The sequence below is a fragment of the Sphingobacterium sp. UT-1RO-CII-1 genome (genome assembly GCF_026711005.1).
In the GTDB taxonomy this organism is placed as follows: domain Bacteria; phylum Bacteroidota; class Bacteroidia; order Sphingobacteriales; family Sphingobacteriaceae; genus Sphingobacterium.
In genome coordinates this window covers 1-22684 of record NZ_JAPPVJ010000011.1, presented here as the reverse complement: position 1 = coordinate 22684, position 22684 = coordinate 1, and the positions used below count along the sequence as shown (strand labels likewise).

Genomic DNA, 22684 nt, shown 5'->3' with positions numbered 1-22684 from the left:
AAATGACAATATAGCCTGTAAGTTATTTTATTTTATTCAAGAAATTTATAGCCAGTTATTTGGCATAAATATACATAGATCGTCATGACAGAAGTGTAATATTTACATTTGCTAGTTAGTGCGATATTAAATTATTGAAAAAACGAAATAAATCTAAAAAGATGAAAAAGAAATTGGGGCTATTTATTGCCAGTTCATTGGTAATATTTACAGGGATAGCGCAAGAAAAAAAATGGGAACCGACTCCCGGATTGTTACCTAATAAATACCAAAAAGAACAGATAAATAGAAAATACGGAATGTTTATCCATTTTGGAATAAATACGTTTCATGATCAGGAATGGACTGATGGTTCTAAGCCTGTGGAATCTTATAATCCTGAAACGGTTGATGCTAAGCAATGGGTGGCTACTGCCAAAGCAGCGGGGATGAAATATATTATTCTTGTAGCTAAGCATCATGAAGGCTTTTGTTTATGGGATAGTCGGTATACAGAGTATGATGTAGCTAATTCTCCTAACAAAACAAATGTTATTAAAGAAGTAGCGAAGGAATGTAAGCAGCAGGGATTAGAATTGGGACTTTATTATTCATTATGGGATAGGAAGGAAAATGCAGATGTTAAAGATGTAACGGCTGATGCTTCCTATAATCAGTATATGTTAAATCAAATAGAAGAATTATTATTGATTACACAAGAGTATTCTGATATTGTTGAGCTTTGGCTAGATGGCGGTTGGGTTAAGGAAAATTATAGATGGCCAGTTCAAGATATCTATTCACTTATTAAGAGTAAAGCTCCCAAGTGTCAGGTAGGTGTTAATTGGAGTATAGGTGAACCTGGAGACATTGATAAGCATCCTGTGCTGCCAGATGAACAACAGGCTTATTACCCTATACGTTACTTCCCTAGTGATTTCAGATTGGGAGATCCGTATTTGCCTAATAGTAAGGATCCCAAGCTCTTTGTAGCGCAAGGAAATACTTATTACATGCCTTTTGAAACAACTGTTGTGCTGGGAGAAAGATGGTTTTATAATACAACAGATAAAAAGTATAAAACTTTGGATGAGCTCGAAGAAATATATCGAAAATCAACTGCACAAGATAATATTTTGATTTTAAATGTAGGACCGAATAGAAAGGGAAAAGTGAAAGATACAGATGTGGAGGTTTTAATGAGTTTGAAAAAAAGACTTAAAATATAACTAAATAAAAAAGGGCAACATTTCATGAATGCTGCCCTTTTTATATCAACAGTAGGTCAAACTAGTGTCCTTCTGTACCGTCTATTCCATGTGCATGGCCATGTGCTAACTCTTCTTCTGTTGCAGGGCGAACAGTTAAGATTTCTACATCAAAATTTAATGTTTTACCAGCCATAGGATGGTTTAAATCTGCAACCACTGCTTCAGGAGTTACTTCTACTACTACAGCGCGAAACTGATTGCCTTCATTATCCTGTAAAGGAATAACTTCACCTACTGGTGGTAAGCCTGTTTCAGCAAACATTTCTGCAGGTAATTGTGCAATAGCACGATCATCTTTCTCACCATAAGCGTCAACAGCAGCCAAAGTAAAAGAAGCTTTTTCACCACTATTTAACCCTGCGATCTCTTCTTCAAATTTTGGTAACATCATACCAACGCCATATAAGAATGTCAACGGGTTTTCTGTTGTTGTCTGTTCTACAAATGTTTTTTCTCCGTTTTCCTCAATTGTATGAAGAGTGTAATTCAACGCAACCACGTTATTGTTTTCTATTGCCATGTTGTTTCATTTATGGGGTCATGTCCCCGTTACTATTTATTAATTCAATCAGTTCTCCTACCGTGTTTAATGGTAGACTGCATGTTTTATTGCGACAAAGGTAGGCTTTTGTATCCAAACCTCCTTTATCCTTTAACAAAGGAAGTTGACTTTTTGTTCCTCCTAATACAATCTTATTCGGAATATAATATTTATCTAGTTCTTTGCGCCATACTGTAATATCTTGGCCCGTTAAAGCAATTTCATTGTTGCCATATACATGCTCTAAAAGTTGTAATGCCCAATTCGAATACGCTGAGCCGTATTTTTTAATATGTGGAAAAACATTAGCGAAAACTTGATCAGCTATTGCCGTAAAATCTTCTTTATCTAAAATTTCGCCAAGCCTATATAGCACCCGGACTATAGCCGAGGAAGAAGAAGGAATCACATTATCCATTACTTCACTTTTTCGGGCTATCAACTCCTCCGCGTAATTTGCAGTATAATAAAAAGCTTGACTATCGCTATCGTAAAAACTTGCAATAGATTCGTCCGTTAAAGAATTTGCTTTTGTTAGCCATGACTCATCAAATGTGGCTTCATATAAAGCAATATAAGCCTCTATCGTAAAAGCATAATCATCTAAGAAACCATAGATATGACGATTTTTATCTGCTGGTTGATGTAATAATTTATTGCCAGATAAACAATAGCCCTCTATAAATGCAGCAACTTCCAAAGCGCGTTGAAGATACTTTTCTTCTTCAAAGACTCGGAAGGCATCCACCAGCCCTTTTAACATCAGGGCGTTCCAAGCAGTCAGTTGTTTATCGTCTAAACCAGGCCTTACACGTTTTGCCCGATAAGCTAAGAGCTTCGCTTTAATCCCCCTCAAATAATCATCCCATTCCTCAACCGAATATCCAGCCTTTATGGCCATACTATCGGCTTCTCTATTACAGAATAGAACATTACTATTTTCCTCCTCCCAGTTACCCCTTGCTGTTGTGTTAAAATAATCTTTTATTAATGGGGCATCTGCTCCAAGAACTTCGTCCAGTTCTTGCTCATTAAACATGTAAAACTTACCTTCTACTCCCTCACTATCGGCATCTAAAGCTGCATAGAAGCCACCATTATCTGCCAGTATCTCCCGTTCGGCCCAAGCTATAGTTTCCCTAACAATACGTTCATATTGTTTATTGGGACGTTGTTGGTAAGCTTCGCTATATAAAGAAATAAGTTGGCCATTGTCATACAGCATTTTTTCAAAGTGTGGGATATGCCATCTGCCATCAACAGAGTAACGGGCAAAACCACCGCCCACCTGATCGTAGATGCCACCATTGGCCATTTGCTCTAAAGTGAAATGTACATGGTCCATTATTTCTTGCGAACCACTTAAGGCGGCGTACCGTAAGAGAAACAACCAATTATTAGGTAAAGGAAACTTGGGAGAGCGGTCATACCCGCCATCTTCTTTATCAAATTGAGCTTTCCAAGGCTGGATAATAGCCTGTAAATCTGCTTTTGTATATTGTTTTGGAATCTCAGCAATAGGCAAGTTTTCTGCTTTTTTGATACCCTGTACCAATTTGTCGGCATAATCTATTGCAAGCTCCGGCGTTTCTTCCCACATTTTGGCAATCTGTAATAATATATTTTGCCAGTCGTGAGGCTTAAAGTAAGTGCCTCCATAAATGGGGCGCCCATCAGGCAAACAAATGCAGTTTAATGGCCAGCCCCCGGCATTGGTCATCAGCTGTACGGCAATCATATAAATCTGGTCAATATCAGGACGTTCTTCACGGTCAACCTTTACAGAAACATAAAACTGGTTCATCGTTTGCGCAATGGTCGGGTTCTCGAAACTTTCCCGCTCCATAACATGGCACCAGTGACAGGCCGAATAACCGATGCTTACAATGATAAGTTTGTTTTCATCTTTAGCCTTTTGTAGCGCTTTTTCGCCCCACGGCATCCAATGTACAGGATTATTGATATGTTGCTTTAAATAAGGGGAACTTTCGTGCTGAAGTTTGTTTGCCATAAGATACGAAGATAAGAACTTATCTTTATTTACGTTAGCCGTCTATAAGCTTTTTTAAATGAGCTGTATTGGCCGAAAGAATACTATAGTCTATATCTTCCTCTAATGTTAAACAGGCAACATTTGAAGTTTTTAAATTTACATATCGGTCGGACACGTAATTAACCAGATCTGATAAACTTGGGTTATGCCCAAATACTAAAAGGCTGTCATAGTTTGCAGAAATTTCATTGATGCATTTTAAAAGAACCAAGTAATGTGCTTCATAAATTTGCGGTTCCCATTTTATTTTATCTGTTGGATAACCCAATATCTGGCTGAATATCTCCGCTGTTTCGGCAGCTCTGCTGGCAGTCGAGGATAAAAAGAGTGTTCGCTCATCTATCGAAGATATGTCCTGTTTTAATTTTTCGGCTATAAGTGTGGCTCGTTGACGACCTTTGTCAATCAAATTGCGATCGAAATCCTTTTCCTTTAAAACGTGGTCTTCAGCTTTTGCATGGCGGATGATATATAAACGTTTGTGGGACATGGTTTTAAAATAATATTAACTATTTAAATATTTGCTCTTTATATTGACTCGGTGTAATGCCTTTAACGTATTTAAAAGTTTTATTGAAGTGTGATAAGCTGTTAAAACCGCATTGGTATGCAATATTATTTATTTGTTCCTTATTTCTCGCAATCAACTTACAGGCTTCACTAACTCTAACCTCATGTACAAATTCAATAAATGTTTTCTGGGTTCTTGACTTAAAGTAACGGCAAAATGCGTGTTTTGACATGGAGCACATTTCTGAAACTTCATCTAAAAGAATATCCTCCCTGAAATTATCAAAAACATATTTAAAAACACGGTCAATTCTTTCGGTATCTTCAGGCTGATAATTGTGTCGGTATCCTGCACTCGAAAGAAATTCAAACTCAGTGCTGTGAAGGAGAATATCAATAATCTCCAGTAAAAGAATGGTTTTTTTTATGTCTTCAGCTACAATTATTTCCTGTAGCTTTATTTTTAATTTCTCTTTCGTTTGGCCATAAAAAATTAACCCACGTTTAGATTGATTGAAAAAATGTTCTAACTTTTTGGTGTCAAATAGTTTTTCACAACTCGTCAGCAAAGAGTCTGGATCCATGTATAAAGCCAATGATTTAGCTTCTTCTGTTTCATTGTTTTTTTTATCGTTATGCCATACATGAGGAATATTAGAACCTAAAAAAGTAAGTTCGTCATAGGTAAAACGGTCGACATTGTCTCCTATAATGCGCTTCCCTTCGCTTTTGACAATATATGTCATTTGACAAGCCCAGTGAAAGTGAAACTCCGTTGAAAAAACAGGACGTGTAATCGCGCGGGTAGCATATGCTTTTGTGTCTAAACCTTCAATCAGGCGGGCAAAAATAGGCTTCATGATAATTAATATTTAGGTCACTTGCCAAAGTAAGTGGGTACAACAAATATAATAAAATTTCATTGTTTAGTTTTTTCTTTATTAGACCGCTTCTTTCTTGACTACGTATATTTTGGTTAAAATATACGTGTTGCTTCGTCATATTTTAATTAGATGTTTTTGTATGCTAATAAAAGGTGAAAACAGTGCTTTGTATGTTAATATAGCACTATTATTGGCAAATAGACCATCATTCTATGCGTAAACATAAGGCTAATTTTACAATATATTTTATAAGGCTAAATTACTTTAATCAAAATTATAATGAGAATTCTATTAATAATCATTGCTGTTTTTAGTTTGCAATTTACTAAAGCACAGCAGAAAAAATCTGAAACAAAAACAGGGTTAGATCAGTTTATGGATCTACGATTTGGTATGTTTATTCATTGGGGGCCTGTTAGTTTGCGAGGAACGGAAATCGGTTGGTCTAGAGGACACCAGGTAGAGGCTGCGGACTATGATAATTTATATAAAGAATTTAATCCTGTTTTGTTTGATGCTGATGCAATTGTTGCTACAGCAAAGGAAGCTGGCATGAAGTATCTAACTATTACAGCCAAGCACCATGATGGATACTGTTTGTGGCCTTCTGCTTTTACTGAATATGATATTTCCGTTTCACCCTATAAAAAAGATATTGTGGGTGAATTGGCACGCGCTTGTAAAGAGCAAGAAATAGAGTTTTGTATATATTATTCCGTGCTGGATTGGTGGCATCCAGATTATCCTATACATAGAGCTGGCGATGAAGAGCATGACCCTAAATCCAATATGCCCAACTATGTGCTCTATATGAAAAATCAGCTTAAAGAGCTCATCGATTTATATGATCCTACAATGTTGTGGTTTGATGGAGCCTGGGAGACCCCATGGACTGATGAGACTGGTTTAGAAATGTATAATTATCTAAAAGAGATAAAACCTAGTCTGGTTATCAATAACAGGCTGGGAAAAGAGATTGCTGCTGTGGATAATAAGGTGATTGATGTATCTAAAATGATAGGAGATTACGATACCCCTGAGCAGGTTGTAGGGCGTATGAATATGGAGGTGCCTTGGGAAAGTAGTTTCACCATATGCAACCAATGGGCGTGGAAACCAAATGACCCTATGAAATCCTTGGATCAATGCCTAGATATCTTGTCAAAAGTAGTAGGAGGGAACGGAAATCTTTTGTTAAATGTAGGCCCTATGCCCGACGGACGTATAGAACAGCGACAAGTAGATCGATTAAAAGAGATAGGCACTTGGTTGGCTCAGCATCAAGAAGCGGTATATGAAACTTTAGGAGGACCATATAAACCGACAGATGACTATACTGCGACTCGGAAAAATAATAAAATATTCCTACATATTATTAATGAGAAAGTTAAGGAGATTACGCTGCCTATAAATGACGCTTTTAAAATAAATAATATATATACACTCGATGGGGAAGAGCTAAAATACACTACAGCGGAAAAGCAGGTGTTTATTAAGTTACCAGACAACCGAACGGTAAATTATGTAGTAGCCATGGAAGTAAATAATAATATCGAACAATTAGCTGTTTTTGATTAGTCGGCAATAAAAGACATAAAATAAATTTATATAAAATTATACATGATTGCAGGAGTAGAAATCCAAGACAAAAGGTTCCCATTGAACACAGGAGCAGGTAGCGATGCGATACATAAAGATCCCGTTTATTCTTATGCTGTAGCTAAGCTGATAGATCACAAAGGAAGAGTAGGAACAGGTCTTGCTTTTACGATCGGAGAAGGGAACGATTTGGTGTGCAAGGCAGCGAGTTTTTATGCAGAAAAACTGAAGGGACGTGATATAGAAGAGCTGATGGCTAATTTTGGAACAGTGTTTAATACGTTGAGTAATGAACAGCAGTTTCGTTGGCTCGGCCCACATAAAGGTATTGTACATTTGGCCTTAGCTGCGGTCACAAATGCATGTTATGACCTTTGGGCAAAAACTCGAGGTGTGCCACTCTGGAAGCTTTTGATTGATTTATCACCGGAACAATTGGTAGATACTTTGGACTTGTCGTATTTGGAAGACGAATTGACGCGAGAAGAGGCCATCGCTTTAATGGTAACCAATAAAACCAGTCAAACAGAACGTATGGGGATTCTTGATGTCGGTTATAAAGGATACGACACATCCGTCGGCTGGTTTAACTACTCGGACGAACAAGTGCGTGAAAATTGTATAAAAGCGATAGACAATGGTTTTACAGCCATGAAACTTAAAGTGGGAAGTAAAGACCCATTACGGGATATAAAAAGGGCGCATATTGTACGTGAAGTTGCCGGCGACCGTGCGACGGTAATGCTGGATGCCAACCAGCAATGGACGCTACCGCAAGCTTTATCGATTTGTGACGAGTTGAAGGCCATGAACCCTTACTGGATTGAGGAACCAACACACCCCGATGATATCCTGGCACACAAAACATTGGCAGATACTATTGCGCCTATAAAAATAGCGATGGGTGAGCATGTGCCCAACCGTATACTTTTTAAAAACTATTTGCAACTAAAAGCTACAGGCTTTGTACAGGTAGATGCTGTGCGTGTAGGCGGGGTTAGCGAATTTTTGTCGGTTAGTCTATTGGCCCGAAAATTTAATATACCGGTGGTGCCTCATGTTGGCGATATGGGGCAATTGCATCAGCATTTGGTGCTTTTCAATCATATCAGTATGGGGCACGAAGCTTTATTCTTAGAACATATACCACATTTAAAATCACACTTTAAGAATCCGGTCAAGATTGAAGGAGGGGTTTACCGGACGCCCGTGGAGGAAGGAAGTAGTTGTGACTTAATTTAAAATTTGAATATTATGTTAGGAACACTGGACTTAGGCATTGCTGTTTTTTATATTTTACTCATTCTTGTGGTGGGTATTTGGGCAGGACGGAGTCAGTTGCATAAAAAAGGAAATGCCAGCGATTACTTTTTGGCAGGCAATAGTTTAAGATGGCCGGCTATAGGTTTGGCCTTATTTGCCACCAATATATCCACAGTACATTTGGTTAGTCTGGCGCAAAGTGGTTTTGATTCAGGCTTACTCAATGGCAACTTCGAATGGATGGCGGCTTTCACTTTAATCTTGTTAGCACTATTTTTTGTACCTTTTTATTTAAAGTCAGGCGTATCTACGTTACCCGATTTTTTAGAAAGACGATACGACCGGGCAAGCCGCGATTGGCTAACAATGATATCTATTGTATCCGCTATCGTTATACATATTGCCTTTTCTATGTTAGCTGGTGGTATTGTTTTGAAAACACTCTTCGGATTCAATATGTATCTCAGTATAACCGTTATATGCATTATTACAGGGGTATATACAGTTATGGGAGGATTAAAAGCAGTAGTCGTCACCGAGTCTATCCAAACGGTAGTTTTGCTGGCAGGTGCTTTTATCATCAGTTTTGCTGCTTTTGATAAAATGGGCGGTTGGAGCCCAATGAAGGATGTTTTGATAAGTGAAGGAGAGTTGGGCCGTCTGTCGATGTTGCGGCCACATGGCGATCCAAGCGGTATGCCTTGGTATGCTGTTATCATTGGTTATCCTATTTTGGGTATTTGGTATTGGTGTGCCGATCAGACTATTGTTCAACGCGTTTTAGGAGCTAAAGATGAAAATCACGGTAGAGTAGGTGCATTGTTTTGTGGCTTCATTAAAATATTACCGGTTTTTATTTTCGTACTTCCGGGTCTATTTGCTTACACGCTGTTTAAAACAGGACAGCTAGATCTGACAAGTTTAGGTGTAGATGCACAAGGGCAAGTTAACTCTAAAGGCATCTATACATTGATGATCACGCAGCTATTACCTTCAGGGTTGATCGGTGTATTGGTAGCTGCTTTGTTGTCAGGCTTGATGAGTCAGATATCCGGCGCGCTCAACTCGATTTCAACGATGGTAAGCTATGATATTTATAAGCAAAGAAAACCAAAAGCGACCGATAAACAGCTGATTTGGATAGGGAAAATATCCGCAGTAGTGGCAATGGCTTTTTCTCTTGCTTTATTGCCTTTGCTTGATCAGTATGAGAGCATATTTAACGGTATCAATGACGTTATATCACATATTGCACCACCCATTACCTGTGTTTTTCTATTAGGCATATTCTGGAAGAAAGCGTCAGCACAATCAGCTAAATTAACCTTATGGATCGGCTCAGGCCTTGGTGTACTTACTTTTGTGTTAAACAAGCTGTACCCTGACTCCATAGTCGGAGAAATCCCTTTTATGATGATGGCTTTCTATCTATTTGTAGCTTGTGTACTATTGCAAATGCTTTTTTCCTATATATACCCAGTGCACCACACAGATGTAAGCCGTGAGTTGTATTGGAAAAACCCTTTAGATCCCTTGAGGGGTTTAGCGTGGAAAGGAATAGGTAATTATCGTGTCTTGTCCGCTATATTATTAATCTGTGTAATATTTTTGTATGGAATTTTTAGGTAAAAGTGTAAAAGCAGGGCTTATGTTCTGTCTAGTTTTGATGTTATATGCTTGCCACACTAATCGAGAACAAAAAGTTGTTCAACGTTACGCTTCAATTACAGGCCTTAAAGCAGATAAAATAGAAGAATATAAAAAACTGCACGCAAACGCTTGGCCTGCAGTGTTAGGGCGTATCAAAGAATCGAATATTCAAAATTATTCTATTTACTTAAAACAGATAGGAGAAGAATATTTTCTGTTTAGCTATTTTGAATACGTAGGAAATGATTTTGAGAACGATATGTATAAAATGGCGGCAGACCCCGAAACGCAACGTTGGTGGAAAGAGACAGACCCCTGTCAAATAGCTTTACCTGATGCTCGTGCCAAAGGGGAAATATGGTCCGATATGGAAGAGGTGTTTCATACGGATTAGTTAAAAAAACAATGAAGATGTTGAAAATGAAAAGAATAAATATTTTTACAGTAGCTCTTTATGTTTTTTTAATAATTAACATAGGCAAGGCACAAGAGCGTGGTTTAAATCGTTTGTGGTATTTAGAGCCTGCTGATGCAACAGCGATCGATGCACCCAATAGTTGGAATAGTGACCCTGAGTGGTTAAAAGCCCTACCTGTTGGCAATGGTAGCATAGGTGCTATGGTCTACGGTGATGTGCATCAAGAACGTATCCAACTGAATGAAATATCGATGTGGAGTGGTAGCGTAGACGACGGAGATAACCCCGAAGCCGCAAAATATTTAGCCGAAATCCGCTCACTTTTATTTCAAGGGAAATATAAAGAAGCCACAGCATTGACCAACCGAACCCAAATAACTAAAGGCAAAGGCTCAGGGCATGGTAATGGTGCGCAAGTGCCTTTTGGTTGTTACCAGACATTAGGCGATTTACGCCTAGATTTTAGAACACAAGGCCCTTATCAAGATTATTATCGTGATCTTGACTTAAAAACTGGGATTGCTACTACACGTTTTGTCAAAAATAATGTGCAATACAAGCGAGAGGTTTTTGCGAGCTACCCCGATCAGGTTATCGTTGTGCGTCTGACGGCTGATAAAGCGGCAGCTTTGGATTTAGATATTTTTATGGATCGTCCCGAACGCTTCACAACAGAGGTTACTGCCGCAGGATTAATGATGAGCGGAGTTCTGGATGACGGTCGGGGTGGATATAATTTGAAATATAAAGCCCAAATAACTCCTGTTTTAAAAGGCGGAAACATCTCTGTACAAGATGGTAAGCTAGCCATTAGGCAAGCGCATGAAGTGACGCTCTTTATTGCAGCAAAAACTAATTATGCTTTAGATTATCCGAGATATTTAAATGATAAATATGAGCTTCAGTTAGAAGCTATACGTGAAAAAGTACTTGCAGATTCTTACAAGGAGATACTAAGTAGGCATATAAACGATTTTAGCCAAGTAATGGGGCGTGTAGAAATGCGTCTGGGGAAGCAGCAAAATAAACTGCCTACCAATGAACTTTTGCATAAGAATAAACAGACAGGGAATGAACAGTCTCTTTACCCACTGTATTTTCAGTATGGGCGCTATCTGTTATTCTCTTCTTCACGTATAGGTAGTTTGCCATCTAATTTACAAGGTATTTGGGCAAATAAAATACAAACACCTTGGAATGGCGATTACCATACTGATATAAATGTACAGATGAATTATTGGCCTGCGGAGGTAACGAACTTATCCGAAAGTCATTTGCCATTAATCGACCTAATTGAGTCTCTAATGGAACCAGGGAAGAAGACAGCTAAAGTACAGTATGGCATGCGAGGGTGGGTGTTACATCCGATAACCAATGTGTGGGGGTTTACATCTCCTGGCGAAAGTGCAAGTTGGGGTATGCATATCGGCGGAGGTGCTTGGATAGCACAACATTTATGGGAACACTATGCTTTTACTGGTGACCGTGCTTATCTTGAACGTGTTTACCCTATGATGAAAGAAGCTTCACTTTTTTATCTGGATTGGCTGGTGGTTGATCCCAAAAGTGGTAAGTTGGTGTCAGGCCCCTCGCCATCGCCAGAAAATACTTTTTTAGCACCTGACGGTACCAGAGCCCAGATTAGTATGGGGCCTGAGCATGATCAGCAGGTGATACGAAATTTATTTAAAAATACTATAAACGCAGCAGCTATTTTAGATAGGACGGATGACGGTTTTATTGACGCTGTTAAAAAAGCTAAAGAAAAACTATTGCCATCGCAGATCGGGAGTGATGGTCGATTGATGGAGTGGGCACAGGAGTTTGAAGAAGTAGAAATAGCACATCGGCATTTGTCGCACTTATTTGCACTGTATCCAGGCAATGAAATTTCAGTAGCCCGTACCCCCGAATTAGCTTCAGCCGTGAAGCGCTCATTAGAAGTGAGGGGAGATGATGGTGTTGGTTGGACATATGGGTGGAAAATAGCGCTATGGGCACGTTTACTTGATGGAGACCATGCTTTAATGTTGTTAAATAAGGCTTTAAAACCTACGTTTGATCTGGATACAAAGCATGATGGGGGTGGTGGAGCTTATTATAACCTCTTTAATGCAGGTCCGCCATTTCAAATTGATGGTAACTTTGGGGTGACTGCAGGGATGGCAGAGATGTTTTTGCAAAGCCATGAAGATTATATTGAACTTTTGCCTGCCTTGCCAACTGCATGGGAAGAAGGAGAAATCAAAGGTTTAGTCGCTCGTGGAGGAGTGGAAATTGATATGGTGTGGAAAAACGGTCGGATAGTCAATAGTTATGCAAAGGCCAGGCAAAACGGACTGTATAACATTAAGTATGGTCAGCAAGTTTTAACATTGAATCTGCAAGCAGGGAAGCGTGTGAAATTGAAGATTAAATCGTAGTATCATATCTGCTTTCGGTAGGTAATAAGTAAATAATAACAGATAATTATGTTGAAAGGAAAAGTAATACTTATAACAGGAGGCACAGCAGGTATAGGTTTGGCCTGTAGCCAAGCTTATGCAGCTGCAGGTGCCCAGGTGGCGTTTATCGGTATAGATCAATCTTCAGTGGATGAAACGTCTCGTATATTAGGAGCGGAGCACCTTGCGATTCGGGCAGATGTCTCGAAGAACCACGAAGTGAAAGAGGCGGTTGCAGCAGTTATCGAAACCTTTGGAAGATTGGACGCTATACATAATAATGCTGGAATAGCGAGCCCCTCAAAACCTCTGCACCTAACCTCCGATGAGGAGTGGGAAAATCTAGTTGCAGTAAATATGAAAAGTATACTGTTAACGACACGGCATGGATATCCGTATTTGAAAGAAGCTAAGGGGACAATTTTAAATACAGGAAGCTTGGTTGGCAATATAGGTCAAGACAATCATGCAGCTTATGCTGCAACAAAAGGAGCAGTTAATGCACTGACAAAATCAATGGCCATAGATTATGCAAAAGATAATATACGTGTGAATTCCGTATTACCCGCTGCAGTAATGACACCTATGCTAAAAACTTGGATCCATGAACAGGAACAACCTGAACAGGTAATCAATTTTTTAGAAGATATACATCTATTGGGGTATTGTCCCGAAGGAGATGTTATCGCAGATGCTTGCATGTTTTTGCTCTCTGATAAAGCTAGGTTTATTACAGGGGTAAACTTACCTGTGAGCGGAGGAGCTGAATTGGGGTATCGTCGGAATATTTAAAGCGTGTATAAGCTTAATTGACAAACTGTTATATTGTATGTATGTAATGTTTATATAGGTGGGTGCTTTAACAACGATAACAGGACAGTTTCGTATGAGCCGCCCTGTTGATTCTGTGTGAAACATATACGTAATATCAGCAATAAAATCGAATAATTACGAAATAATATGTGTGCGAATATAAACAGTGTCGTAAGTGGTTTGTTGTAAGTATTTTATGAGGTTTTGGTGGCTAAGCCGGGTTGTTGTCTTAATAATAGTTTTTTAATGTCTTTTAGTAGAGTACTGTACTGTAAAATCTTTAACTATTCGATTAAATTTACTTAAAAAAATCTGTTATTGCTTTACCGCGCCAAGCTTCGTGAGGGTCTAATCCTAAAGCCCAAGCTATTGTTGTAGCAACATCATATACGACCATGGTTGATTTAACTTCGTGGTTTGTTTTAACACCTTGCCCAGTCATAACGACAGGCACACGGACTTCCATCATTGTTTTACCACCATGTCCTTTTTCTATTCCACCATGATCTGCCAAAACGATAAGAAGTGTTTCGTCTTCGATATTTGCATCTTTAATAGCGCTGATAATTTTCCCTAATCGTGCGTCCACTCGCTCTAATTCTTGGTAATATCCTACACTGTCGTGCCCGAACTTATGACCTGCACCATCTGGCTGGTCAAAGTGAACAAATAAAAATTGTGGTTTTTGATTTTTAATAACAGTAGCTGTCTGTTCAGCAGTTTGATCCTCATCACCTTCGGTAGGTACATTGATATCTACAATTTGTTTCTCTAGCAAATAGCCAATTCCTCCCCAACTGTATACAGCACCGACTTTAGATTGTGGTTTTTCTTCTTTGATCAAAGTGAAAATAGAAGGGAAAATATCATTTTCGGTAGTAACTGCAGACGGTATTTCTGGCGTCTGACTTCCCCACTCTGTGTATCCATGAATAGTAGGGCTGGCTCCCATAAGCATAGAAGCCCAGTTAACTGCACTGGAAGACGGGAGTACACTGCGCATGTTTAAATTAAATGCTCCTTCCTTCATAAGTTTTTTAAAGTTAGGCATATTTGCTTTAGGAACGGCGTAGGCTCCAAAGCCATCTAAGCCAACAAGTATCACGTGCTTGGGTTTCCAAGTCGATTGGGCGAAACTGAAAAGTGTAGCCGCTGAAAAGGCTAGTACTAAGAATAGTTTTCTCATTTGTTTAAGATTAAAAACAGTTTAGATATACTTTTTTACTAATAGGGTTTTTAGAATTATGACGATAGTTTACATATACTGCGTCAACATGTTATTCATTACCTATGCAAAGTAATAAAAGCTATGTGAGGACTAAAGAGGTAATGAAAATTTTACCACCAAGGTATGTGTCGCGACCAGGTTAAGTGGAGTTGTTGTTTAAATAATTAGTGTTTTGCAGATTATGTCATTATCATTTGGACTGATGTCGTTTTATAGTTTTATAATAGTATGTTATATTAATAAAATATAAGATACTATATCTTCAAAAGATATCTATATGTTTAATATATATAGTACTTTTTATTGAAAATAATCAAATATTGAAAAAGTATTAAGTGATTATACTTAGAAAGTAAGCTCTATAGGAAAATAATACTATTCTATTTTTAACATAGTATAGACTAATATAAACATAGTACATATTATTTTTTGGAAATACATTACTATTTATTCATAAGCATTTTCTTTTGCTAAGATATAGATCTCTTTTCATAGAAAAGTATTGGTTATATTTTGGCATGTAATATTAAAGCTTTATGTTTAGGTGTTAATAGTCAGTTTTTTATAAATCTTATTATGATTAAGCCAACATTACAAAGTCACAATATCAAGGATATTGAGCTTGTTCTTTATGCGGGAAAGGTTGTAAAGAAGATGAAGGAGAATGTTTCTATTTTTGCTAATCCGTCGCCCAATTTAGATAAAATAAAAGAGCTTGTAGATGAATTTCAGCGGGCCATGGCTGCAGCTGCTTTTAGGGATAGGCGTGCTGTCGCATTCAGAAATGAAAAGAAAGCTGAATTATTAGGGCAGTTACGTTTGTTGACATATTATGTGGCTCAGGTTGCTCGTGGCGATCGTTCAGTTATTATGGCATCCGGTTTTGTTCCTTCAAAGGAAAAGGGAGCTCAAGCTAAAAACTTTCAGCCATCTATGTTGAAAGTCATCCCCACAATAGGTAGTGGTGGGGTAAAGCTTCATGCGAAAGCTTGGCGATTGGCTCATATGTATAGGTATGAATATCGGAAAGTTGGGCAAAATGAAAATTGGGAGATAGTACTGAGTAGTAGATCAAGATGCGAGATTTTGGGTTTGGAAGTTTTTCAAGAGTATGAATTCCGGTTCTCTTATGTATTGAAGGCCGATGAATTAATCTATAGCGACTCTGTCTGTAGTATGGTTTATTAATTAGTTTTGATGTTTTTTTCCTGTGAAAATATCTTTATTATCTCCTGACATTGATTTGATGTGGTCAGGCTTTTCGCTGTTAGAGCTATCAAAGTGCTGGATTTGCATTGGCCCCGCTATTTTTGGTTTCCCGATTAAAGCGTTATTATCAAATGTGTCGTAATATGATATATATGTTTGGGAATTATCAACACCATTGCATAAAAAATTAGATATTTAATATGATAGATTAAATCATATAAAGACGAAAAACTACAACTACCTGTTTTCTTTATTTTTCCTATATGCTAATCTCTGTCGGAATGATCGTAGTAATCGAAATCAAGAGCGCTTATTTTTTCTTCTATTTATGAAATTAAGTTATATTGCTTTGTTAGAATTTTAATCCAGATGACGAAAGTAAATCAAATGGAGTTCGTAAGCTCACAAAGTAAATATTTATGTACTTCCTTCTGTGAAAAAAACAGACGAATAATTATTTAGATATGAAGTTTTTAGAAACTGATGAGTGTTTCGGTTGCAAACCTCTTTTTTTGTTTGTAAGAAGTTTTTTAATAATCTTTTTAGTGTTGAAAGCTGCTGTCTCCTTTAGTCAGGTCGATTTGGATAAAGATACAGTATCGGGGCTAATTGAGAAAGCGCCAGCTTTTTCTATTTATAAGGATAATTATTTTATAGTGGGTTTGCCGTTAAGTGAGAAGTCGAATACATATAATTCGGATGCGAAATTTCAGTTTAGTTTTAAACAACGTTTGCGAAATAAGCCTATAGCTTTGGGTGCGTATCTTTATTTTACCTATACGCAGAAATCTTTTTGGGATATTTTTAGAAAGTCCAGTCCTTTTGCTGAGACAAATTATAATCCGGGCTTTTTGTTGATCCGACCTATGTTTTACGAGAATAAGCTTTTAGGAGCTTTGTCTATGACATTAGAGCATGAATCGAACGGTCGTGATAGTATATTTTCAAGAAGCTGGAACTTTTTATCAGTTGAATATACGCATGTTTTTTCCCATCGATTAAATGCGGCTTTAAAGCTTCGTTTGCCTTTTATGCTGAGTGATAATCCGAATATTGCAGATTATGTGGGGTATGCAGACGGACAACTATCCTGGATGGTTACGGACAAGAAGTTGTACGTTGATGTAGGAGGGCGGTTAGGGAAGAATTTTAATAAGGGTAGTTTGATGACCGGAATTAGCTGGAAACCATTTACAAGGGGTAATCAATACATTAGTTTTCAGTGGTGGCATGGGTATTCCGAGAGTTTGATTGATTATCAAAAAAGTATTAGTATGGTGCGTGTAGGTTTAACTTTTAAACCTACTTTTATGCGGTTTTATTAATCATTATATTATTGATTAGTAGAGGCTATTGTTGTACTTTTATCTTAAGTTATTAAAATGGGAGATATTAGATTGAAAAGTAAAGAGAGGCAGTTTTTGAGAGGGGCCCGCTCTCGGTTTGCTGAAATGAAATATGTTTTTGGAATCGCGGCGCAGTTTATTAAAGGGTTTCGTACGTTACACTTTTTAGGGCCGACGGTTACTGTTTTTGGATCTGCAAGATTTCAAGAAGGAAACGAATATTATGAGCTGGCTAGGCAAGTCTCATATGATCTGGCTAAAATGGGCTTTGCTATTATGACGGGCGGTGGACCAGGTATTATGGAAGCTGGTAATAGAGGAGCTCGTGAAGCAGGAGGAACATCAGTAGGTTGTAATATCGTATTGCCTCATGAGCAAAAAGAAAATCCATATATGGATCGTTTCATTATCATGGAATCGTTTTTTGTGCGGAAAGAATTGCTCCGTAAATATTCGTTTGCCTTTGTTATTTTGCCGGGAGGTTTTGGTACACTTGATGAGTTTTTTGAGACGGTGACATTGGTACAAAACTTTAAGATCGACCGAATGCCTATTGTCGTAATGGGGGGGGAATTTCACAGACATTTAAAAGCGCATATCGAATTAATGCGGGATGAGAAAACAATCAGTGAGGAGGATGTGGATCTTATTCTTTTTACAGATGATCCTGAGGAAGCTATAGCACATATATCTCACTATCAAAAGCAACATACAGGTATCAAACTGAAACCAGCCAAATCTACAAATTGGCTGTTGGGCGAACGGGCTATTGAGCGAAAGCGTGCTTAAAATATTTTTAATAAGTGATTTTACTGACAAATATCTGAGATATTTTAGACTGTATACTCTTGGGAAACTTAAGTTTTGATATTAAATAATGTAATTGAGCTAGTCTTTTGTTTTTGTTTACAGCTTGTTGGGAAATGGTTTCCCATGTTTCGAATGTTACGTAATGAAAATCTGTCTGTGTTAGTAAAAACAAATCTTTAGTACTGGGTTTTTTTCCAAATAATTGTGTTCCGTGGCGGTAATTTTTTAGAGTTTGATCACTTTGAGTTCGTTTATTTATTAAATGGGGGGCTTTGGCTAAACAATAGTTACCGTACGTTTCGTATTCTGAGAATCCTGATTTTGTAAGGTCTTTTTCGTCAATTGATTTCAAGATTGAGAAAGGCCAAAACGAATTGGGATTTTGCTTTTCAATATCGCTGATAAGGGATTGCATTATTTTTTTATCTATCAGCATATGCTCTGATATAAAGGAGTATTGAGTTTGCTTTTTTACATTTAATACTTTTTTTAGTGTTTCGAAATAGGGAGTATGATTCTCTGGTGTGTAATGTATCAAAGCTCGGTTTACTTCATCAAAAAAAAATATTGGTTTTAGGGGTATTGTATCAGCATCCCAAATAAGATAGTATTTCTCTTGTACAATACTATGAGCTTGCATTTTAAGAAATTGTTGGAAGTACCATGCAGCTCTGTCGGATGGTTTGTTTTTTTGATGAAAATAGTCTCTTATTTTAGGTAAGTTACAATTGTTTAAAAGAGTGTTCTCGTCGATCAGGAACAAATTAATGCCTTTCAGGTCTATGTTTTTGTACTGATTGAAGTGTTTTTTATTTGTGATAATAAAAATATTTTTAGGAGTTAAATTGCAGGTGATATATTTAAGATTGATCAAGGATATTATGATATGTTGCGCTCCAATGCACAGAACTAAATCGTAGTTAGGTTTGTTTTTGTACATCCTTTCTAATCTTATAAGTGTTTGTACGCTTTAAATAAACCTAGTTTGTGCCCAACTTTGGCCCATTTTGATTTTTTAACTCTACTGATATTATCTAGGTAATCTTTCCTTTGCATATAGTGTTCTATAAAAAGTGCTTCAATATTTATGTTTCGTCTTTCTGCCATTTTTATGAGAGCAACCCAATGCCAAAATAGAGCTTTTTCAGAATTGTCATTTGTTGATACTCCTCCACTATGTTTTCTATATAAATACAATTCTTTGTCAATATGTTTTACCGGAGCTACTTCACACATTTTCATATAAATGTCTTTGTCCTCAGCTCGTTTTATGAATGGATCGATACCTGTAGTCAAATGATATATGCTTTTTTTAAAAGTGGCAAAATGAGATATTTCGCCTTTGAAATTTAAATAGTCAATATTAAGTTCATTAATTTGTTTAGCTTTTTGTTTACTTTTTATTTCAAGATTATTATCACAAATAAAAAGATTAGAATAAACTAGACCTACTTCAGGGTTATTATTATGAGTTTTTAACGACAGTTCTATTGCATCAGAGGTAAGAGCATCATCAGGGTCTAATCTTGCAAATATTTCATGATTTGAAAGTTCGATTCCCTTTAAAATAGTTCTTTGATAACCTTTATTTGTCTTGTTTTGATAGAATTGAAATCTGTGATCATTGTTTATTAAAGTTTTAATAATTTCTACAGAGTTGTCTGTGGAGCAGTCATCAATAACTATGGCCTCCCAATTGGGGCTTGTTTGATTTATAAGGCTTTGATAACAATGATTGAAGTAGACTCCATTATTGTAATTCGCTATTAATATACTAATTGATTCCATGTTTTATATCTTTAACCAGCTTGAAGGTACTATGTCATTTATGTTAAAATCTGTATTAAGAGCATTAAACCATTTTTTAGGAGCTATTTTTATTCCATTTTCTGCTTGGGATAGCCATGCCGCCCACCAGCTAAAAGAGCTGTTAGCAATAATATGATGCTGACAATGAGACATTAGGCACATGTCTTTCCAAGCATCTTTTTCGTTTCCTGTTATAATATTTACATTCTCTTCATCCTTAAAGAGTATTGTTTTACAATAATTTGGATCATCAGAAAAAACAAAAACAGTGTAATTGGTGAGATTTTTATTGATGGTTTTTAATGCTTCTTGATAATATTGATTAGTTAAAACTCCATGGTACTTAAGTACTTCAGGCTTTAAATAATCTCCTCTTCGAACATGTATTGAAATACTGTTTTCCGCATTTATTATTTTCTCTTTTATTTTATTGTTTTTTGTGTCTAATTCAGGAAATTCAAATATTCGTAGTAACTCAGCTCTTTTATGATTAAAGTACTTCTCTGATTGAAAGTATCCGTTTAAATAAACGTTTCCTTTTGTAGGTAGATACATTAATTCATTTTCATTTTGTTGAATTGTAATTGTCTTTTTAAAACTTCTGTAAATCTTATACTTTAGTTTCTTTGAGAAGAAAATTTTTTTTATCCTGCTATTAGCTTTTTTATATTTAATATTAGGAAAAAGATCTAGTTCAAATTTTCTTGCTGTAAATGTATCTGTGGAATCATTGTGATTATTAAGGAAATCTAAGTCGATGTATAATAGTCTGCCGTCTGCAAATGCGGCTGCATATTGAAACATTTGATTACCCAGTCCTCCTTGTATATTGCATACTATCATATAATAAAATCGAAAATCGTTTATATTGTAAATATAGAATCTCGTGATTACAATTTCTAATTACTGGAGGATTAAAATATTTATTTGATGTGAGTGTATTGAATACTTATCGTTCTTTTAATGTGATACCTTAAGAATGTAGTTGACATTATTCAGTTGCATTTCAAAAATAAAAATTCAATAGCTATAATTTTTGTATGTGGTGTTATTTATTAATATTTTAGGAATTTATAATATTAATCATCTTAATTGCATCTGTAAATGGCGAATATAAGTAGCCCGTTAGTAAGTATTATTATTCCTTGTTATAATGGTGAATTGACCATTGTAGAAACGTTAGAATCTGTAATTGGGCAAACTTACAATAATATTGAAGTATTGGTTATTAATGATGGCTCTACTGATGCGACAATAGATATACTTGAAGGTTATAAAAATAATTATGAACATATATCTGTATTTAATCAATTAAATAAGGGGTTACCAGCTAGTAGAAATGCTGGGTTTAGACTTTCAAAAGGAAAATATGTTGTTTTTTTAGATGCTGACGATTTGCTAGATGAAAGTTTCGTTAAAGCTTGTATATCTGAGTTTTATAAAGATGAATCCTTGAGCGTGGTTTATACACAAACTCAATTTTTTGAGCGTGAGACTGGGATTTTTAAATTGCCAGAATTATCGATGAAAAAGCTATTGGTGGGAAATTGTTTGACAGCTACAGCCATGATTAAAAGCTCATTGTTTAAAGACGTGGGTATGTATGATGAAAGATTAAATTATGCTGAAGATTGGGAAATATGGATACGCTTATTTAGTAAATATCCAAATTTTTTCAAGATCGAAAGACCTTTGTTTCTTTATCGTCGTAGAAACTCGAGAGACTCTATGACTGACTTAAACAAAGTAAATAAAATGGAAGAAGAGGCGAAGATTTATATATATAATAAACATTATAACCTGTATAAGTTACAGGGGATGGGATTAGAACCGCTCATTAATGCGTATTTAGAGATTCCTTATTATGAGCGAATACGTATGAAATATTATAATGAATGGTATAGGAAAATTTTGTATAAATTCTTTCGTCCCAAGAAGTATAAAGATATATATAAGACTGATTACAAAGGCAATTAGTTAGTCTAGGATTGGAAGAGGAATAGGGGTGTGGTAAGAGGAATTTAATACGTAATTGATCCAATTCTCAAATGAATATTTAGCTTTTAGTTTTTCATCAACAGGTATATATGCGCTGTTGATAAAATCTACTATTTCATCTTTAGTAGTGTTTTTGGTCAGGATTAGTATATTTTTAGAGTTGTAAAATTCATAATATTTTATAGATACCTGGGTCGTAATTAATTTTTTGTTATTACCTAATGCTTCAAAAACTCTAAAAGATAAACCGTGATGTGCATAATTTGAGAAATCTACGATTACTTTAGATTTACTTACGTAATTTATATTTTCATCAAAACTCACTGGCAAAGATCTGACATCTAGTGTGTCGCATTTCTGTGTTATAGTATGTGAAATCTTTTTGCTATTTGTATAAATTGAAGCATTGATACGTAAGGATTGGTCGCTTATAAGATTGAAAAAGTCGTAAATGTCGTCCATTCGTTCTGGAATATAAGAACCGATAAAATAAATGTCATAAGTAGGTTCAGAGATGGTTATTCCACTGGTGAAAAAATTAGTGATAGGCATAGTGTTTTTATTTTTAAGATCTTGAGGATCAAAAACAAAAAAACGATCAAATAAGTTGATTCGTGGATAGATATTTGGATATCTTTTCAATCCATCCCATTGATAACCAACAGTAAGAGATGACTTTGTTTTTATTTTTTCTATTATCGAGATAGGAAACAAATCAGGGCGTATGAATAGTGCATAGTCCAGTATCTCACTTAGACTATCTAGCTGAAAAACTAAATCTTCATTTTCTCGATTGAAAATTAGAGATTTTTTAAAGTTCTTCTCTGCTAATATATTCTTATGTACAAAACTATTAAGC

The 22684-nt window shown here is 36.3% G+C and carries 20 protein-coding genes; 11 read left to right on the top strand and 9 right to left on the bottom strand.

The window, feature by feature from the left end:
• Positions 1–161 precede the first annotated feature (161 nt).
• On the top strand, positions 162–1208 hold the full coding sequence (locus ORI89_RS18070; RefSeq protein ID WP_268231924.1) for an alpha-L-fucosidase: 1047 nt from the start codon (positions 162–164) through the stop codon (positions 1206–1208).
• Between the two features lie 61 nt (positions 1209–1269).
• Here ORI89_RS18070 and ORI89_RS18065 read toward each other — a convergent pair whose 3' ends face one another.
• The 4 genes from ORI89_RS18065 to ORI89_RS18050 are packed head-to-tail and all read right to left on the bottom strand — an operon-like array spanning position 1270 to position 5214.
• Positions 1270–1770: an FKBP-type peptidyl-prolyl cis-trans isomerase gene (locus ORI89_RS18065; RefSeq protein WP_268231923.1), complete on the bottom strand. Its 501-nt coding sequence runs from the start codon at positions 1768–1770 to the stop codon at positions 1270–1272.
• Positions 1771–1780: 10 nt separating this feature from the next.
• A complete protein-coding gene (locus ORI89_RS18060) occupies positions 1781–3802 on the bottom strand; it encodes a thioredoxin domain-containing protein (protein WP_268231922.1) in 2022 nt (673 codons plus the stop codon).
• A gap of 34 nt (positions 3803–3836) precedes the next feature.
• Positions 3837–4334: a SixA phosphatase family protein gene (locus ORI89_RS18055; protein ID WP_268231921.1), complete on the bottom strand. Its 498-nt coding sequence runs from the start codon at positions 4332–4334 to the stop codon at positions 3837–3839.
• 19 nt (positions 4335–4353) lie between these two features.
• Positions 4354–5214 (bottom strand): AraC family transcriptional regulator, encoded by an 861-nt coding sequence (locus ORI89_RS18050; protein ID WP_268231920.1) that lies wholly within the window; start codon positions 5212–5214, stop codon positions 4354–4356.
• Between the two features lie 303 nt (positions 5215–5517).
• Between ORI89_RS18050 and ORI89_RS18045 the strand changes: the two genes are divergently transcribed.
• The 6 genes from ORI89_RS18045 to ORI89_RS18020 are packed head-to-tail and all read left to right on the top strand — an operon-like array spanning position 5518 to position 13404.
• A complete protein-coding gene (locus tag ORI89_RS18045; RefSeq protein WP_268231919.1) occupies positions 5518–6816 on the top strand; it encodes an alpha-L-fucosidase in 1299 nt (432 codons plus the stop codon).
• A gap of 42 nt (positions 6817–6858) precedes the next feature.
• Positions 6859–8079: an enolase C-terminal domain-like protein gene (locus tag ORI89_RS18040; RefSeq protein WP_268231918.1), complete on the top strand. Its 1221-nt coding sequence runs from the start codon at positions 6859–6861 to the stop codon at positions 8077–8079.
• A gap of 12 nt (positions 8080–8091) precedes the next feature.
• Positions 8092–9729 carry a sodium:solute symporter gene (locus tag ORI89_RS18035; protein ID WP_268231917.1) on the top strand — a complete coding sequence of 546 codons (1638 nt, stop codon included), beginning with the start codon at positions 8092–8094 and terminating at the stop codon, positions 9727–9729.
• Positions 9713–10144 carry an L-rhamnose mutarotase gene (locus ORI89_RS18030; RefSeq protein ID WP_268231916.1) on the top strand — a complete coding sequence of 144 codons (432 nt, stop codon included), beginning with the start codon at positions 9713–9715 and terminating at the stop codon, positions 10142–10144. Before ORI89_RS18035 ends, ORI89_RS18030 begins: the two co-directional genes overlap by 17 nt.
• Before the next feature lie 26 nt (positions 10145–10170).
• Positions 10171–12591, top strand: coding sequence for a glycoside hydrolase family 95 protein (locus ORI89_RS18025; protein WP_268231915.1), 2421 nt, complete (start codon positions 10171–10173; stop codon positions 12589–12591).
• Positions 12592–12639: 48 nt separating this feature from the next.
• On the top strand, positions 12640–13404 hold the full coding sequence (locus ORI89_RS18020) for an SDR family NAD(P)-dependent oxidoreductase (protein ID WP_268231914.1): 765 nt from the start codon (positions 12640–12642) through the stop codon (positions 13402–13404).
• Between the two features lie 319 nt (positions 13405–13723).
• On the opposite strand, the gene ORI89_RS18015 is transcribed toward ORI89_RS18020, so the two are convergent.
• Positions 13724–14611 carry an alkaline phosphatase gene (locus ORI89_RS18015; protein ID WP_268231913.1) on the bottom strand — a complete coding sequence of 296 codons (888 nt, stop codon included), beginning with the start codon at positions 14609–14611 and terminating at the stop codon, positions 13724–13726.
• Between the two features lie 618 nt (positions 14612–15229).
• On the opposite strand from ORI89_RS18015, the gene ORI89_RS18010 reads away from it, so the two are divergent.
• The 3 genes from ORI89_RS18010 to ORI89_RS18000 all read left to right on the top strand — a co-directional run bounded on the left by ORI89_RS18010 (position 15230) and on the right by ORI89_RS18000 (position 17997).
• On the top strand, positions 15230–15841 hold the full coding sequence (locus ORI89_RS18010; protein ID WP_268231912.1) for a hypothetical protein: 612 nt from the start codon (positions 15230–15232) through the stop codon (positions 15839–15841).
• 485 nt (positions 15842–16326) lie between these two features.
• Positions 16327–17187 (top strand): phospholipase A, encoded by an 861-nt coding sequence (locus ORI89_RS18005; RefSeq protein ID WP_268231911.1) that lies wholly within the window; start codon positions 16327–16329, stop codon positions 17185–17187.
• A 57-nt stretch (positions 17188–17244) separates the two neighbouring features.
• Entirely contained in the window at positions 17245–17997 is a 753-nt protein-coding gene (locus tag ORI89_RS18000; protein WP_268231910.1) for a TIGR00730 family Rossman fold protein, read from the top strand.
• 7 nt (positions 17998–18004) lie between these two features.
• Here the strand turns inward: ORI89_RS18000 and ORI89_RS17995 are convergent, their stop codons facing one another.
• The 3 genes from ORI89_RS17995 to ORI89_RS17985 are packed head-to-tail and all read right to left on the bottom strand — an operon-like array spanning position 18005 to position 20670.
• Complete coding sequence (locus ORI89_RS17995) at positions 18005–18958, bottom strand: DUF6492 family protein (protein WP_268231909.1); 954 nt, start codon at positions 18956–18958, stop codon at positions 18005–18007.
• 11 nt (positions 18959–18969) lie between these two features.
• On the bottom strand, positions 18970–19806 hold the full coding sequence (locus ORI89_RS17990) for a glycosyltransferase family 2 protein (RefSeq protein ID WP_268231908.1): 837 nt from the start codon (positions 19804–19806) through the stop codon (positions 18970–18972).
• 3 nt (positions 19807–19809) lie between these two features.
• Positions 19810–20670, bottom strand: coding sequence for an alpha-1,2-fucosyltransferase (locus tag ORI89_RS17985; protein ID WP_268231907.1), 861 nt, complete (start codon positions 20668–20670; stop codon positions 19810–19812).
• Positions 20671–20931: 261 nt separating this feature from the next.
• On the opposite strand from ORI89_RS17985, the gene ORI89_RS17980 reads away from it, so the two are divergent.
• Positions 20932–21804: a glycosyltransferase gene (locus ORI89_RS17980; protein WP_268231906.1), complete on the top strand. Its 873-nt coding sequence runs from the start codon at positions 20932–20934 to the stop codon at positions 21802–21804.
• On the opposite strand, the gene ORI89_RS17975 is transcribed toward ORI89_RS17980, so the two are convergent.
• Positions 21805–22684: hypothetical protein (locus ORI89_RS17975; RefSeq protein ID WP_442800897.1), on the bottom strand; the 880-nt coding region annotated here is incomplete at its 5' end.